This window comes from Kitasatospora sp. NPDC054795 (assembly GCF_053611565.1).
This window is the reverse complement of sequence record NZ_JBSHAP010000170.1, coordinates 1-15600: the sequence shown is the minus strand read 5'-3', so window position 1 is coordinate 15600 and position 15600 is coordinate 1. Positions and strand designations below refer to the sequence as shown.

Genomic DNA, 15600 nt, shown 5'->3' with positions numbered 1-15600 from the left:
GTTCTCGTCGAACCGCCCCGGGGGCTCCGGTGCGTCGTCGGGCGACTGTCGTCGGCCGAGCGGCATCAGGTGGACAGCACCGGTCAGAACAGGACCTTCTCGTTGTTCGGCTGCAGCGTGCCGGTGGTCACCCCGGCGGCCGAGACCAGCAGCTGGCCGGCCGGCTTGCCGTCGGTGCCGAGCACCTCGGCGGTGACCGGCGTGGTCTCGTCCGGCGCGGTGATCTGGAGGCCGGTGAGCGCGTGGCAGGTCGCGTCCGACTTGTCGCAGGCACTCCACTTGAGGCCCGCGTAGCCGGACTTGTTGGGCTTCAGGGTGACCAGCACCGCCGGCCCGGGGTGGGCCTCGCGGTTGGCCGACAGCGCGTCCGCGCTGTTGTCCGCCTTCAGGCCGCCGAAGCCCGGGTACCCGTACAGGGTGCAGTTGTGGTCGCTCTTGTTCTTGATCGTCAGCATGGCCGAGCCCGCGCCCTTGAGCTGCACGGTGGCGGTGATCTCGTCGCTCTTGCACCGCGAACCGGCCGCCTGGCCGGCCATCGGGTCGCCGGGGACGGTGGCCCCGGCGGCGCTCGCCTTCGGGTCGCCCGGCTTGTCGTCGGTGTACTTCACGTCGTCGCACGCGGTCAGCAGGACGGTCGCCGCGAGGGCGGCGACACCGGCGGCGACTAACCTGGCAGGCCTGCGAACGGTCATGGTCCCCCCAAGGGTGAGTAATGGCATGGGTCTGTCACCCTAAGTACGAAGGCCGTGGCAGAACGGTTCCATTGAGGCTGCAGTTTGTCAGAGCTGACCGTTTTCTTCCTTTTCCTGACCGGATTCGGCCGCTACTGGCGCGAACCGGCGCCGCCCACACGACACCGCCCCGCCCGGCGGGTGCCGGACGGGGCGGTACGGGTGGAGGAGGACCGGATCAGGCGGCCGGCTTCGCGGCCACCGGCCGGGCGGGCTTCCCGCTCTTCCCGCCGCCGAGGACGTTGAAGAACACGGCCAGGGTCGGGACCAGGTAGAGCAGCCAGATCACCAGCTGGAGCACCGTCGGGTCCGGCTGGAAGTTGAAGACGCCCTTCAGCAGGGTGCCGTACCAGCTGTCCTTGGGGATGGTGCTGGAGATGTCGAAGGCCGTGCTCTGCAGACCGGGCAGCCAGCCGGCCTCCTGGAGGTCGTGCACACCGTAGGCGAGGACGCCGGCCGCGACCACGACCAGCATCGCGCCGGTCCAGGTGAAGAACTTGGCCAGGTTGATCTTCAGCGCGCCCCGGTAGAACAGCCAGCCGAGCAGCACCGAGGTGAGCAGGCCGAGCGCGGCGCCGATCAGCGGGTTCCAGCCGTCGCCGGTGGCCTGGACCGCGGTCCAGATGAACAGCGAGGTCTCCAGGCCCTCGCGGCCGACGGCCAGGAAGGCGGTGACCACCAGGGCCGTGGTGCCCATCGCGATCGCCGCGTCCAGCTTGCCGTGCAGCTCGGTCTTCAGGTGCCGGGCGGTGCGCCGCATCCAGAACACCATCCAGGTCACCAGGCCGACCGAGATGATCGACAGCGAGCCGCCGAGCGCCTCCTGGGCCTCGAAGGTGAGCTGCGAGGAGCCGAACTGCAGCAGCGCGCCGAAGGCCATGGAGAGCGCCACGGCCGAGCCGACGCCGATCCACACCGGCGGCAGCCGGTCCTTGCGGCCGGTCTTGACCAGATAGGCGATCAGGATGCAGACGACCAGGCTGGCTTCGAGGCCTTCGCGCAGGCCGATCAGGTAGTTGCCGAACACGCGGGCTCCTGGGGGGGTGTAGAGGTGGTACCGGGGGCGGGTGAGGTCAGCCGAAGAGGGCCTGGCCCCACCACTCCCCCGGCTTGCGCACGCCCGCCGGGCAGGCGAAGTGGGCGGAGCCGACGTGCTGGATGTACTCGTTGAGCTTGTCGCTCGCCGCGAGGCGGGTCTGCAGCGGAACGAAGGCCTTGCGGGTGTCGCGCTGGTACGCGAGGAAGAACAGCCCGGCGTCCAGGCGGCCGAGGCCGTCGGTGCCGTCGGTGAAGGAGAAGCCGCGGCGCAGGATCATCAGGCCGTCGTTGGCGTCCGGGTGGGCGAGCGCGACGTGCGAGGTCGCGGGCATCGCCTTGAGGTCCGGCGCGTCGTGCTCCCTGCCCTTGCCGTACGGGGCGCCCTCGCCCTTGGTGCGGCCGAAGGTGTCCTCCTGGTCCTTGAGCGAGGCGCGGTCCCAGGTCTCGATGTGCATCCGGATCCGCCGGGCAACCAGGTAGGAGCCGCCGGTCATCCACTCCGGGCCGTCGCCGGGCGCGGCCCAGACGTGGTCGGCCAGCTTCCCGGTGTCGGTGCCCGCGATGTTGTGGGTGCCGTCCTTGAACCCCATCAGGTTGCGCGGGGTCTGCTCGTCCAGGGTGGTCGAGGAGGTCTTGCCGAAGCCCAGCTGCGACCAGCGGATGTTGACGGTGCCCATGCCGATCCGGGCCAGGTTGCGGATCGCGTGCACGGCGACCTGCGGGTCGTCGGCGCAGGCCTGGACGCAGAGGTCGCCGCCGCTGCGGGCCGGGTCGAGCTTGTCGCCCTTGAAGTTCGGCAGGTCGATCAGGGCCTCGGGGCGCTTGGCCCGGAGGCCGAAGCGGTCCACGCCGTCCTTCTCGAACAGGCTCGGGCCGAAGCCGATGGTCAGGGTGAGCCGGGAGGCGGGCAGGCCGAGGGCCTCGCCGGTGTCGTCCGGCGGCGCCTCCGGCGAGCCGGGCACCGCGCCGGTGCCGACCTCGCGGCCGCCGGTCATCGCGGCGGCCGCCTTGGTCCACTCCTTGAGCAGCTTGACCAGGGACTCCCGGGTGGCCTTCTCGGAGACGTCGAAGGCGGCGAAGTGCAGCCGGTCCTGGACCGGGGTGGAGATGCCCGCCTGGTGCTCGCCGTAGAACGGCAGCTCGGCGCCGACCGGGGCGGCGACCGGGACGGCGTCGTCCTGCCGGGTGGCGGCCGCCACCGAGCCGACGGCGGCGGCGCCGAGCGCGACGCCCGCGCCGGCCCATCCGATGACGGCGCGTCGGCTGACCGCGCTCCTGGTGCCGGCGGCGTCGGCGGTGGCCGGCGTCCCGTTCTGCTGCTCGTTCTCCGCGTCCATCGGCGGGCGGGCCCTTCTGCTGTGCTGGACTGTGCGCTGACCCGCGCAGGCCGTGGGCCCGGATCGCGGGCCGCCACGGCGTCGGCGGGGTACTTCGGGTGGGGTGGCCGGTTACTTGACGACCACGGCGGCGGCCAGCTTCGACAGCGGCTCGCCCAGCGAGTTGACCGCGTCGGAGAAGGCCTTGCGCTCGGTCTCGGTGACCTTGTCGTAGGAGGTGAAGGTGCCGTCGGCCTGCTTGTACTTGGCCAGCAGGGCGTTGATGGCGGCGAACTCGGAGTCCAGCGTCTTCGCGAGCTCCGCGTCCTTCTCGGAGGCGACCGGCTTCAGCAGCTCGTAGGCCTTCTGCGCGCCCTCGACGTTGGCCTGGAAGTCGGCCAGGTCGGTGTGGCTGTAGCGGTCCTCCTCACCGGTGATCTTGTTGGTGGCGACCTCGTCCAGCAGCTCCTTGGCGCCGTTGGCCATGCTGGTCGCGGTGATCTCGGCCTCGGGGATCTTCTTCTGCCAGTCCTTGAGGTCGGCGACCAGCTGGTCGGCGAGCTTCTTCTCGTCGTCGCCGATCTTCGCGTCGGCCCAGAGCGACTTCTCCAGCTTGTGCCAGCCGGTCCACTCCTGGCCCTGCTCCAGCTTGTCCTCGCGGGTGTCGGTCTTCGGGTCGACGTCACCGAAGCTCTCGGCGACCGGCTCGGTGCGCTCCCAGCCGGTGCGCGAGGGCGCGTACAGCGACTTGGCCTTCTCCAGGTCGCCGGACTTGATCGCGGCGGCGAAGGCCTCGACGGCCGGGATGGTGGCGTCGGCCTGCTCCTGGGCGTAGGTGCGGTAGGCGGTGACGGCGGCGGCCAGGCGCGGGTCGGCCGGCGCGGCGCTGCCGCCCTCGCCGGTGACGGTGATCTTCTGGCGGATGCCGTCGCCGACCATGCCGGGCTTGCAGGCGATCTCGTACGAGCCGGCCTTGATCTCGGCGTTGATGCTGGCCTTGGTGCCGGGGCCGATGTTCTCGCGCTCCGTGACGATCTTGTCGCCGTCGCCGTAGACGTAGACCTCGGTGGTCTTGGAGCCCTTGTTGCTGATGTCCAGCACGACGTGGCCGGCCGGGAAGGTCGTCCTGGAGACCTCGCACGCGGTGTCGGTCGCGTTCACCGTGACCGCGCCGGAGGAGGCCGCCTTGTCGTCCTTCTTGGACGCGCAGCCGGCCAGGGTTGCGGTCGCCACGGCGAGGGTGAGCAGCGCGGCTGCGGTGGAACGACGACGGGCGGACATGCGGGCTCCAACGGAAAAGGGCATGGGTGTGCCATGGCAGTGCGGGCGGCTGGGGGCCAGCCGACCATCATTAGCTAAGGCATACCTTACGTAAAGACGATTTTTCGTCTACACCCACCCCCTGAACCGTTACCTTCCCGGTGTCCGGCGGGCAGCCGCCCGGGCCGTCCAGCGGCCCTCGTGGCGGCTGATCCTGATCGGGTGCCCGAAGGTCTCGCTGATCAGCTCCGTCGTCATCACCTCCGCCACCGGCCCGGCCGCGACGCACTCGCCGCCGCGCAGCAGCAGGGCGTGGGTGGTGCTCTCCGGCAGCTCCTCCAGATGGTGGGTGACCAGCACGCTGGCCAGCTCCGGATGCTGGTGGCGCAGCAGGTCCAGACTGTCCAGCAGCAGTTCGCGGGCGGTCAGGTCCAGCCCGGTGGCGGGCTCGTCGAGCAGCAGCAGCCGGGGGCTGGGCATCAGCGCACGGGCGATCAGCGCCCGGCCGCGCTCGCCCTGGGACAGCGTGGTCCACGCGGCGTCGGCCATCGCGCGCATCCCGAGCGTGTCGATCAGCCGCTCGGCCCGCTCCAGCGCCTCCGGGGCCGGCTTGCGGTGGAACTCCGGCTCGATGGTGTTGGTGTGCCCGGTGAGCACCACCTCGCGCACGGTCAGCGGCGAACGCAGCGGGTGGCGCGGGTTGACGTGCCCGAGGTGGGCGCGCAGCTCGCGCACGTCCACCCGGCCGAGCCGGCGCCCGAGCACGTCCACCTCGCCGCGGGTGGGGTGGGAGACCGCGCCGAGCAGCGCGAGCAGGGTGGACTTGCCCGCGCCGTTCGGACCGAGCAGCGCCCAGTGCTCGCCCGGCCGGATCTCCAGGGTGATCCCGCGCAGCAGGTGGCGGCCGTCGCGCACGACGTCCACGTCCCGGGTGCGCAGCAGCGGCCCGGCGTAGTCGGGGGCGGATGAATTCATGGGACTCCGATCGCGGCGCCGGGCAGGGTGCGGGCGGGGCGCCGCACCGGACGGGCCGGCGCCGTCCGTCCGCGTGCAGAGTACAACCGTCGGCCCCGGCCGGGCCCGGACGTCCGAGGGGTGGACGCGCCAGAACCCTGTTGCCCGGAGGGAGTTGGGAGGAGGATCGTGCCTCCGAGGGGATGCGGGGACGAGGGGGCGAGGATGACCGGGGAGCGGGTCGACACCCTGCACGCGCTGGTCGAACGGCAGGCCCGGCTGGCGCCGGAGGCGGTGGCCGTGCGCTGCGGCGAGCGGGAGCTGAGCTACGGGGAGCTGGACGCGCGGGCCGGGCGGCTGGCCGCGGTGCTGGCGGAACGGGGCCTGGCCCCGGGCGGCCGGGCGGCGGTCGCGCTCGGCCGGGGCACCGAGGTGTATGTGGCGCTGCTGGCCGTGCTGAAGGCGGGCGCGGCGTTCGTGCCGCTGGAACCGGCCGCGCCGGACGCACTGCTGCGGCACGTGCTCGCGGACGCCGCGCCGGACCTGGTGGTCACCGAGGAGTGCCACCGGGTACGGCTGGCGGACGCGGGCAGGGCCCGGCTGGTCTGCGTCGATACGGAGACACCCACCACGGAGACACCCACGACGGAGACACCCGCGACGGCGCCGTTCGCGCCGCCCGAGACCGGCCCCGGGGACCTCGCCTGCGTCTTCTACACCTCCGGTTCCACCGGCCTGCCCGTCGGCGCGCTGGTCGAGCACCGCAACCTGCTGGCCGCGTACGAGGGCTGGCGCGAGGTGTACGGGCTGACCGCCGAGGACCGGATCCTGCAGACGGCGAGCCTGGAGTTCGACGTCTTCACCGCCGACTGGGTGCGTGCGCTCTGCACCGGCGCCACCCTGGTGGTCACCCCGTTCAACCTCACCCTGGACCGCGCCGCCGACCTCGGGGCGCTGCCCGCCCTGGTGGCCGCGGAGCGGATCACCGTCCTGGAGCTGAACGTCCGCACCGCCCGCCGCCTGACCACCCTGCTGGCCGCGACCGGCACCGGGCTGCCCGGGGTGCGGCTGCTCACCGTCGGCGCCGAGAAATGGTACCTGGACGAGCAGTTGGGCCTGCAACGCCTGCTCGGCGCGGGCACCCGGGTGCTGAACGTCTACGGGCTGGCCGAGGCCACCGTGGACAGCACCTACTTCGACGCGCAGGGCACCGCCGCCGCCGAGGGCGCCGAACGGGTCTCGCTGGTCGGCCGGCCCTTTCCCGGCAGCCGGGTGTACGTGCTCGGCCCGAACCGCACCCCCGCCAAGCAGGGCATGACGGGCGAGATCGCGATCGCCGGCGCCGGCCTGACCCGCGGCTACCTCAACCGGCCCACGGACACCGCCCGTCGCTTCATCCGGGCGGACTTCGACCCGGACGGCCGGGTGCTGCTGACCGGCGACCTCGGGGTGCTGCGGGCGGACGGCGTGCTGGAGTTCACCGCCCGGGCCGCGACCGTGATCGGACCGCTCGGCACGAGACGGCCGACAAGCGTGCTGGCGCGGGTCCGGGCGGCGGTCCGCGCGGAGGGCGTGCTGCGCGGGCACCCGGCGGTGCGGGAGGCGGCCGTCGTCGAGGTGGAGACGGTGCCGGGGAAACCGCAGCTGGTCGGCTACGCGGTGACCGAGCCGGGTACGGACGGCGCCGACGGCTGGTCGCTCTCCCAGTACGTGAGGACCGCGCTCAGGGGCCAGTCGGTGCCCGCCGCCGTCATCCCGGTTCCCGAGCTGCCGCGCACCCGGGCCGGCAAGCTGAACCGCGCGGCCCTGCCGCTGCCGGCCCCGCCGGGACACGCCGCCCGGCGCTCCGTCAAGGCCGGTGGCGGCCGGAGCGGCGGCAAGACCGGGGGCGGCGGCCGGAGCGGCGGCAAGGCGGGCGGCGGTTCCGGGAACTCGGACTTCGGGAGCGGCTGCGGCGCGGTCTTCTGCGTGCTGATCTTCGCCGCGGGCGCGTGGGCGATGACCGATGTGCTCTTCCCCGGCTCGACCGATCTCACCGGCGTCCCCTCCCCGTACAGCGGCTGGTTCCGGCTGCTCTATCTGTGCGAGAACCTGGCGTTCGGCGCCGGGCTCGTCTGGTTCGGTGCCGGCTTCGAGGCCGTCCTGCGGCAGGGCAGGCCGGTCCGGCTCTCGGCGCTGGCCCACCTGGCGATCACCTGGCTGCTGGTCAACTGGTGGCCGCAGGACAATCTGTACCGGCTCACCAAGGCCACGGACTGGCTGCGCGAGACCGTGATGGTGTTCACGTTCAACGTCCCGCTGATGCTCGCGGCGCTGGTGCTGATCCGGTTCATGCTCTGGCAGCCTCCGGTCGGAGGGGGCGAAAAGTCCGAATCCGGAGGGGCCGAAAGGAAGGGCCGGCATCTCTGAGCGCCTCGAACATCACCTGAGCGCCTCGAACATCCCGGTCAGCCCCTGGTTCGCGGCCTCGACCAGCGCCTCGGCCGCCTCCAGCGCCTCGGCGTCCGGCCCGGCGAGGGCGAGGCCCACGGTGGGCTCCGGGTCGTGGCAGGCGGTCGGGATCAACGGCAGCAGGGTGACGCCGAGCCGGGCGCAGCGCGGGCGCAGCCGTTCCAGGTGGTCGTGCAGCGCGGCCGGGGCGAGCCGGGCGCCGAGCGGCATCCCGTCCAGGGTGCGCACCAGGTGGCCGGGGCCGCGCACCCGGTCGAGGCGGGCGGCCAGCACGAAGGCGACGGCCGGGCCGGTGAGCCGCAGGTTGATCTCGGTGGGGGCGAGCCGGCGCTCCCGGTCGGTGACGAAGTCGACGTCGTACCAGCCGCGGTAGCCCTCGGCGGCCAGCCGCTCCCCCACCGCCAGGGCGAACCGGCGGGCGGTGTCGGCGGCGGCGCGCGGCACCGTGCCGGGGCCGACGGTGACGCCCTGGTAGCGGGTGCCGGCCACGTCCATGGCCCCGGCGCCGACCGGGTGGACGGTGCCGTCCGGGCCGACCAGGGCGTCGTAGGTGAGGTCGCGCAGCCGGGCGGCCGGGCCCGGGTCGACGTACTCCTCCAGCAGCAACCCGCCGTCAGGGGGCAGGACTTCGGTACGCACCAGGTGCCGCAGCAGCGCCCTGCCGCCGCCCGCCGCGAACAGTTCGGCGGGCTCCACCACCACGGTGCCGTAGCCGCCGACGCCGTACGGGCTCTTCAGCACCGTGGTCAGCCCCCGCACGGCGCGGGCGGTCAGCCGGCGGGCCGCCCGGCGCCGGCCCTCCGGGCGCTCCTGGCGCGGAAGCCGGATGCCGGGGTGCTCGGGGGCGAGGGCGGCGAACAGGTCGTGCGCGGCGGCCTTGGACTCGTAGCGGCGGACGGCGGCCAGCTCGGGCCCCTCGCCCTGCGCGGCCGTCCGCCCCCAACTCACCACCGGGCTGCCGGAGTCGGCGATCCGTGCCGCCAGGGCGGGGCGGTCGGCGAGGGCCTCGGCCATCGTCCGCTCCGGCGCCACGCCGCTGTGCACCTCGACCGGGCCCCAGGCCAACTCCCGGGCCAGCCAGTCGGTCCACTCGGGGGCGACCTCGGCGGGCAGGACCAGCAGGGCCGGTTCGGGGCTGTAGCAGACGGCCAGGCAGGCGTAGTGGTGCGCCTGCCGCAGCCGGCGCAGACGCTGGGCCTCGTCCGTGCCGGGTGCGAAGAACTGCGCGTTGAAGTCCGCCACGTCGCCCACGTGGACCGCCGCCCGGCCACCGGTCCAGGCCCCCACCCATCCGTCCATGGGGCGGAAGCCTAGGCCCCGGGGTCGGAGCGCCGACAGCCCCGCGTCGGTGGGGCGCGGGCCCGGGCCCTGGGGTCAGAGCGCCAACAGCCCCGCGTCGGTGGGGCGCAGGCCGCAGGCGTCGAGGTAGAAGGGACGCAGGTGGGGCTCGTAGTCGACGTGCAGCCAGGTACAGCCGGCCGCGCGGGCGCCGTCGGCGGCCTCGGCGACCAGCCGGGTGGCGATGCCCTGCCGCTGGGCGTCCGGGGCGACCACGGTGTCGAGCAGGAAGGCGTGGGCGCCGCCGTCCCAGGCCAGGTTGACGAAGCCGACCAGGGCGTCGTCGGCGGTGCGCCGGGCGGTGACCCAGCCGAGGCTGTGCCGTTCCAGGCGGCCGATCCGGTCGCCCGGTTCCCCGGGGTGGCCGAAGCCTTCGGCGTGCAGGGTGTCGAGTTCGGGGTCGGTGAGCGGGCCGCGCCACAGGTAGTCGATCGTCACGACGGCACTGTAGAGCCATTGTTAAGTTTTGATCATTTTTTATCGACGAAGGACACGACTTGGCAAAGTTATGACCTTCCCTCTAGCTGAATCTGACTGACCCCGGTCAATCTCTGACGCAGCTCCTTTCCCTGCACAGCTACCCCCACTGGAGTCAGAGTGACCCCCACGCCTTCCTCCCGCCGTGCCCGCGTGGCCGGAGCCGTCGCGGTCGTCGCCGCCCTCGCCGGCGCCACCGTCCCGGCCGCCACGGCCTCCGCCGCCACCGCCCCGCGCGAGGCCGCGATATCCCAGGCCCGCGCCAACGTCACCCACAACGCGGGGGTGTTCGGCTTCGGCGCCGGCCAGGACCTCGTGCTCAAGGACGTCGTGCTGGACGCCGACGGCGCCTCGCACGTCCGCTTCGACCGCACCTTCCAGGGCCTGCCGGTGGTCGGCGGCGACCTGGTCGTCCACCAGGACGCCAAGGGCAGGCTCAAGGACTCCTCCCGCGCGGCCGCCCACGACGCCGCCGTGAAGTCGACCGTCCCGAAGGTGACCGCGCAGTCCGGCGCGGCCGGCGCGCTCGCCGCCGCCCCCGGCGTCCAGGACGCCGTCAGCACCCCCGAGCTGGTCGTCTGGGCCGCCGACGGAACGCCCCGGCTGGCCTGGCGCACCACCGTCGCGGGCACCGGCGCGCACGGCGAGCCGGCCGGCAAGATCGTCGTCACCGACGCCACCACCGGCGAGCAGATCGAGTCCTACGACGCCGAGCACCAGGCGACCGGCACCGGGAACTCCGAGTACACCGGCAGGATCAGCATCGACACCACCGCAAAGACCGGCGGCGGCTACACCCTGACCGACCCGGTCCGCGGCCACGTCACCAAGGACGCCAACAACCTCTCCGCGAGCTCGCTCAAGGCCACCTCCGGCACCGCGTTCAACAGCACCACCAACGTCTGGGGCGACGGGAAGAAGTTCTCCACCGACCGCTCCACCGCCGCCGTCGACGCCCACGCCAACACCGCCTGGACGTACGACTACTACAAGAACGTCCACGGCCGCAGCGGCATCAAGAACGACGGCAAGGGCGCCACCGTCTTCGTCCACGTCGGCACCAACTGGGACAACGCCCAGTGGTCCGACAGCTGCTTCTGCATGATGACCGGCGACGGCAACGGCAGCAGCGACCCGGAGCAGGTCGACCTCGACACCATGGGCCACGAGATGACCCACGGCGTCACCAGCGCCACCGCCAACCTCCGCTACAGCGGCGAGTCCGGCGGCCTCAACGAGTCCACCAGCGACATCTTCGGCACCATGGTCGAGTGGTACGCCAACAACAGCGTCGACACCGGCGACTACCTGTTCAGCGACCAGTCCACCCCGCCGTGGCTGCGCCGCTTCGACAAGCCCTCGCTGGACGGCTCCTCGGCCGACTGCTGGAGCAGCAGCGTCGGCAAGCTCGACGTGCACTACTCCTCGGGCGTCGGCAACCACTGGTTCTACCTGGCCAGCGAGGGCAGCGGCAGCAAGACCATCAACGGCGTCACCTACAACAGCGCGACCTGCAACGGCTCCGCGGTGACCGGCATCGGCCACGACAAGATCGCCAAGATCTGGTACCGCGCGCTGACCGTCTACATGACCTCCACCACCAACTACAAGGGCGCCCGCGCCGCCTCCCTGAACGCGGCCCGCGACCTGTACGGCGCCTCCAGCACCGAGTACAACGCGGTCGCGGCGGCCTGGAGCGGGGTCAACGTCAGCTGATTGTCCAGTGGTTGAAGCCCACGTGGCAGTGGTCGTGGTGGGTGTCGTCGGTGAAGAATTGGTTGCCGGCGCCCGGGATCGCCACCGGCCCGCCCACGTTGTACGAACCGGCGGCGGCCGCGTCCCGCATGAAGGACTCGACCAGCTGCCGGGACGTACCCGGGTCGACCACGGGCAGCCCGTCGATCCGCCAGACGTCGAAGGCCCGGCCCAGCGGATGGTCGCTGGGCCGGGTCGTCCCGAAGACGTCCAGCGGGTGGCCGGTCCGCACCACGCTCACCGAGAGCGTGTACGGGCCGGCCAGCCGCAGCATCGCCTCCAGCACGCTGTCGTGCACGGTGCCGCTGCGCAGGTCGGCGGCGGCCTCGGGCGGCAGCTCGATCCGGGGCTCGGCCAGCACCCGGGCCACCGCGGGCGGAGGTGCGGCGGCCGCCGGGCCCGCCGCTCCCGGGTGCAGCTCGGTGACCGTCCAGCGCGGCTCGGCCCGGCTCAGCCGGACGTCCACCGTGGTGCCGCCCTCGGCCACCGAACCGTCCGGGCCGCGCGTCCACTGACGGCAGACCACGAGCACGCTCGCCGAGTCGTCGAGGATGCCGCCGTACTGGGCGACGATCACCTCCAGGCTCGCCTCGGCCGCCGCCGGGGCGAGCGGACCCGCGGCGTCGGCCAGCGCGGGCGGCAGGCCGAGCGCCGCCACCCGGGCACGGGCCGCCTCCGTGCCCTGCCCGCCGGGCGGCCAGGAGCCGAGCGCGGCGACCAGCTCGACGGCGCGGCGCTTGACGTCGGGCTGGATCTCGCCGGGGCCGGGCTGCCAGAGGGGCGGCCGGGGCAGCGGGGTCGGTGTGCGCGCGGGCGTTCCGGCACTGCTCGTGACGGCGGGCGTCGTGACGGCGGGCGTCGTGGCGGCCGGGCCGGTGGTCGCGGCCCGCGGCCTGCTCCCGCTCGTACACCCCGCCGCACCCAGCACCAGCGCCGCCGCGCCCGCCCGCAGCACCCCGCGCCGGCCCGCGGCCCCGCCGCCGTCTCCACCCGTCATGCCGTCAGTATGCGGCGGAGCACTCCCGGGCGCAGGAGGCGTCAGCCCAGCCGACGGATCGGTTCGCCCGCCAGGAAAGCCGCGATGTCCTCCACCGCCTCCTCGTAGTAGCGCCGGTAGTTGTCCTGCGACACGTACCCCAGGTGCGGGGTGGCCAGCAGCCGGGGAGCGGTGCGCATCGGGTGGTCGGCGGGCAGCGGTTCGATGTCGAAGACGTCGACGCCCGCGCCCGCGATCCGGCCGCCGGTGAGCGCGGTGAGCAGCGCGTCCTGGTCGACGATCGCCGCCCGGGAGGTGTTGACCAGATACGCCCCGGGCTTCATCAGGGCCAGCTCGGCCGCGCCGATCAGCCCCTGGGTGCCCTGGTTGAGGGCGAGGTGGATCGAGACGAAGTCGCTCTCGCTGAGCAGCTCCTCCTTGTCGGCCGCGCGCCGCACGCCCGCCCCGGCGGCCCGCTCGTCGGTCAGGTTCCGGCTCCAGGCCACCACGTCCATGCCGAACGCCAGGCCGACCCGGGCCACCCGGCCGCCGATCCGGCCGAGGCCGAGCAGCCCGAGCGTTCGGCCGTGCAGGTCGGCGCCGACGGTGCTCTGCCAGGGGCCGCCCTCGCGCAGCGCGGTGTTCTCCTGGACGATGCCGCGGGCCAGTCCGAGCAGCAGCGCCCACGTCAGCTCGACCGGCGGGGTGCCCGAGCCGGCGGTGCCGCAGACCGTCACCCCGTGCGCCTGCGCGGCCGCGAGGTCGATCGCCGTGTTGCGCATCCCGGAGGCGACCAGAAGCCGGAGCCGCGGCAGCCGGGCGAACAGCGAGGCCGGGAAGGGCACCCGCTCGCGCAGGGTGACCACGATGTCGAACCCGGCGAGCGCGGCGGCCAGCTCCTCCTCCGAGCCGAAGTGCTCGCGGAAGGCCGTCACCGAGACCCGGCCCGCCACCGGGGACCAGTCGGCGCTGCTGGTGGCGACGCCCTGGTAGTCGTCCAGGACGGCGCAGCTGAGGATCGGAGGCGTCATGCCCGCACTCTCGCAGAGGCCTCCGCCACCCGGCGCGGCGGGTCGGGCCCGGGGCGGCGGGTCCGGCCCAGGACGGCGGCGGTGCCGGACCGCCCTGCGGAGGGGGTACGTCGGCGCCGCCCGAGGAAACCAGCGGCGCCGGACAGCAGACCCTGTTCCGGGGTCTGCTGTCCGGCCGAAGGAAATTGCGGTCGCCGCTACCCGCTCAGCACTTCCCATTCCTGGCGGTCAATGTTGTGACACCTCCAGGACAGGACCTCCGTGTTGTAATCCAGGCAGTACTTGGTCCCGTCGTACAGAATGTAGAGCTTGACGATGCTCCCTGGACTGAGCGACCCCTCGACATGGAGGTCGGCATTGAGATTCCCACAATACCCCCCTTCGACCTCCGAGCCCTCCAGCGTATAGATGTTCAGGCAGGACTTGTAGTCCACGTTGTACAGGTCGACAAGATTGTTCCCCGGCCAGCGGAGTTCGAAGCGTTGATCCGAATATCCCACACAGGGGTAGACACCGACGTGCTTCCCGAAAGCCGCACGGAAGTACAGGCACTTGTCGTGGGCCACATTCCTCAGCCTGATGACCTGCCCCTGGTCCGCGTATGCGGTTCCAGGCGCAGTGGCCAGCGCCAGGCCGAGCGAAACAAGGGCGGCTGCTGCGATGCGGAGTTTGGCCTTGATGGCGACCTCCATTGCCGGCTCGCACGTCCTACCGCTTCGTCGAGGATCGCAGCGAGATATGCGAACCGCTCTGCGAGACGGGCCGTTCGGGTGGCATGCATTTCGGAGCCCTGTGCAGCGGTGAAGTCATCGTCGTGGGCGCTGAATTATTTCTGGCATCGTCGACGTCCGTGCAACCGCAGGGCTGATCAGAACCATGTATCCGGGTCGGCCAGAAAGAAGTTCGTCCCCGAATATTCGACAGCCGTCCGGCTGCCGCAGTTCCGGGGGCCGCAGGCCGTAGCCCTCCTCGGTTCGCACGATCCAGGAGGGCTCTCCGAGTTTCCACCTCAGCCGCGTCATCAGGAACGTCAGCTCATGGGGGTGGAACGGTGCGCTGTAGACCTTCCACATGATCGAGTACGCCTGGTGCACGCCCTCGCCCAGCTCGATCAGGCCGCGCAGCAACCTGACATTGGCACGGTCGAGCTGCACCTCGCGGCCGTCCACGGTGACGAGCCGGGTGTCCAGGTCGACGACGAGGCGACCGTCGAAGGCGGTCAGCGAGCCCTGCGGCTCCGGGACCGGGCCGAAGTGCCTGCGGACCCACTCCTCGGCGGCCCGGTCGTCCGCGGCCCGGTCGTTCGCCGGCCGGGCGCCCGCCGCGTTCTCCTGCTCCACGCCGGGCAGCCTAACCGGCGGCACCCGACGCCGACCAGGCCGCGGCCCAACCGGCCAGCTCCGCCGGGCGGTTGGTGATGATCCCGTCGACGCCCGCCGCCGTGAGGGCCTTCCAGCGGGCGGGCAGGTCGACCGTCCAGACGTTGACCGCCACCCCGGCGGTGTGCAGTTCCCCGACCGCGCCGGGGCGGGCGGAGAGCGCGTCGTCCGAGGGGTGGTAGGCGGCCAGGCCCAGGTCCCGGGCGGTGGCGACCGGGTCGGCGTCCAGGGTGGAGCGGAGCAGTGCGAGCGGCAGCTCGGGGGCCAGTTCGCGGGTGTGGCGCAGGGCGTCGACCTCGAAGCTCTGGACCATGACCCGGTCGGCCATGCCGTGGTCGCGCACCTCCCGGACGATCCGGGCGACCTCGTCACGGCTGTGCGGCCCCTTGATCTCCAGCAGCAGTCGGCCACCGCGGGTGCGCAGGTCCTCCAGCTGGGCGGCCAGGGTCGGCAGGCGGGTGCCCGCGTAGGCCGGGGCGAACCAGGAGCCGGCGTCCAGGGTGTCGAGCTGGGCGGCGGTCAGCTCGCGGATCCGGCCGGTGCCGTCGCTGGTGCGGTCCACGGTGTCGTCGTGCAGCACGTACGGGACGCCGTCCCTGCTGGGCTGGACGTCATTCTCGACCCACTCGGCGCCCGCCCGGCGGGCCACCTCGTCCGACACCAGAGTGTTCTCCGGCGCGGCGGAGGAGGCGCCGCGGTGCGCGTACACGGTCGGCGGTGCACCGGCCGGGCGGAGCCGGGTGTCTGCGGCGGGTGCGGCGGAGGCCGGGGCGGCGGCGGGTGCGGCGGCCGACCGCAGTGGTGCCCCGGCGAGCGCGACGGCGCCGACGGCGGCCCCGAGCAGCGCGGCGACGAGAACGGTCCGACGGCGCCGCTGCCGGGGGTGTCGGGGGT

Annotated in this window: 14 protein-coding genes; 2 read left to right on the top strand and 12 right to left on the bottom strand. The window is 73.0% G+C overall.

Going from position 1 to position 15600, the window contains the following annotated elements:
• Window positions 1–83: 83 nt before the first annotated feature.
• The 5 genes from ACWGJO_RS37470 to ACWGJO_RS37450 all read right to left on the bottom strand — a co-directional run bounded on the left by ACWGJO_RS37470 (window position 84) and on the right by ACWGJO_RS37450 (window position 5320).
• Window positions 84–692 carry a DUF4232 domain-containing protein gene (locus tag ACWGJO_RS37470; RefSeq protein ID WP_452190131.1) on the bottom strand — a complete coding sequence of 203 codons (609 nt, stop codon included), beginning with the start codon at window positions 690–692 and terminating at the stop codon, window positions 84–86.
• Between the two features lie 217 nt (window positions 693–909).
• Entirely contained in the window at window positions 910–1758 is an 849-nt protein-coding gene (gene efeU / locus ACWGJO_RS37465) for an iron uptake transporter permease EfeU (RefSeq protein WP_452190130.1), read from the bottom strand.
• 46 nt (window positions 1759–1804) lie between these two features.
• Window positions 1805–3106, bottom strand: coding sequence for an iron uptake transporter deferrochelatase/peroxidase subunit (efeB, locus tag ACWGJO_RS37460; protein WP_452190129.1), 1302 nt, complete (start codon window positions 3104–3106; stop codon window positions 1805–1807).
• Window positions 3107–3217: 111 nt separating this feature from the next.
• Window positions 3218–4366, bottom strand: a complete 1149-nt coding sequence (efeO, locus tag ACWGJO_RS37455) for an iron uptake system protein EfeO (RefSeq protein ID WP_452190128.1) — start codon at window positions 4364–4366, stop codon at window positions 3218–3220.
• A gap of 129 nt (window positions 4367–4495) precedes the next feature.
• Window positions 4496–5320 (bottom strand): ABC transporter ATP-binding protein, encoded by an 825-nt coding sequence (locus ACWGJO_RS37450; protein ID WP_452190127.1) that lies wholly within the window; start codon window positions 5318–5320, stop codon window positions 4496–4498.
• Between the two features lie 204 nt (window positions 5321–5524).
• Between ACWGJO_RS37450 and ACWGJO_RS37445 the strand changes: the two genes are divergently transcribed.
• Window positions 5525–7708: an amino acid adenylation domain-containing protein gene (locus ACWGJO_RS37445; protein WP_452190126.1), complete on the top strand. Its 2184-nt coding sequence runs from the start codon at window positions 5525–5527 to the stop codon at window positions 7706–7708.
• 12 nt (window positions 7709–7720) lie between these two features.
• Here ACWGJO_RS37445 and ACWGJO_RS37440 read toward each other — a convergent pair whose 3' ends face one another.
• Together ACWGJO_RS37440 and ACWGJO_RS37435 are read right to left on the bottom strand one after the other, a co-directional pair.
• Window positions 7721–9049, bottom strand: coding sequence for a hypothetical protein (locus tag ACWGJO_RS37440; RefSeq protein ID WP_452190125.1), 1329 nt, complete (start codon window positions 9047–9049; stop codon window positions 7721–7723).
• Between the two features lie 75 nt (window positions 9050–9124).
• A complete protein-coding gene (locus ACWGJO_RS37435; protein WP_452190124.1) occupies window positions 9125–9526 on the bottom strand; it encodes a GNAT family N-acetyltransferase in 402 nt (133 codons plus the stop codon).
• A gap of 159 nt (window positions 9527–9685) precedes the next feature.
• On the opposite strand from ACWGJO_RS37435, the gene ACWGJO_RS37430 reads away from it, so the two are divergent.
• Window positions 9686–11281: a M4 family metallopeptidase gene (locus ACWGJO_RS37430; RefSeq protein WP_452190123.1), complete on the top strand. Its 1596-nt coding sequence runs from the start codon at window positions 9686–9688 to the stop codon at window positions 11279–11281.
• On the opposite strand, the gene ACWGJO_RS37425 is transcribed toward ACWGJO_RS37430, so the two are convergent.
• The 5 genes from ACWGJO_RS37425 to ACWGJO_RS37405 all read right to left on the bottom strand — a co-directional run.
• Window positions 11274–12317 carry a hypothetical protein gene (locus ACWGJO_RS37425; protein WP_452190122.1) on the bottom strand — a complete coding sequence of 348 codons (1044 nt, stop codon included), beginning with the start codon at window positions 12315–12317 and terminating at the stop codon, window positions 11274–11276. The genes ACWGJO_RS37430 and ACWGJO_RS37425 overlap by 8 nt on opposite strands.
• A 41-nt stretch (window positions 12318–12358) precedes the next feature.
• Window positions 12359–13327 (bottom strand): D-2-hydroxyacid dehydrogenase family protein, encoded by a 969-nt coding sequence (locus ACWGJO_RS37420; protein ID WP_452190121.1) that lies wholly within the window; start codon window positions 13325–13327, stop codon window positions 12359–12361.
• A gap of 197 nt (window positions 13328–13524) precedes the next feature.
• A complete protein-coding gene (locus ACWGJO_RS37415; RefSeq protein ID WP_452190120.1) occupies window positions 13525–14019 on the bottom strand; it encodes an RICIN domain-containing protein in 495 nt (164 codons plus the stop codon).
• A 114-nt stretch (window positions 14020–14133) separates the two neighbouring features.
• Entirely contained in the window at window positions 14134–14667 is a 534-nt protein-coding gene (locus ACWGJO_RS37410) for a hypothetical protein (RefSeq protein WP_452190119.1), read from the bottom strand.
• Window positions 14668–14677: 10 nt separating this feature from the next.
• Window positions 14678–15600: glycerophosphodiester phosphodiesterase (locus tag ACWGJO_RS37405; RefSeq protein ID WP_452190118.1), on the bottom strand; the 923-nt coding region annotated here is incomplete at its 5' end.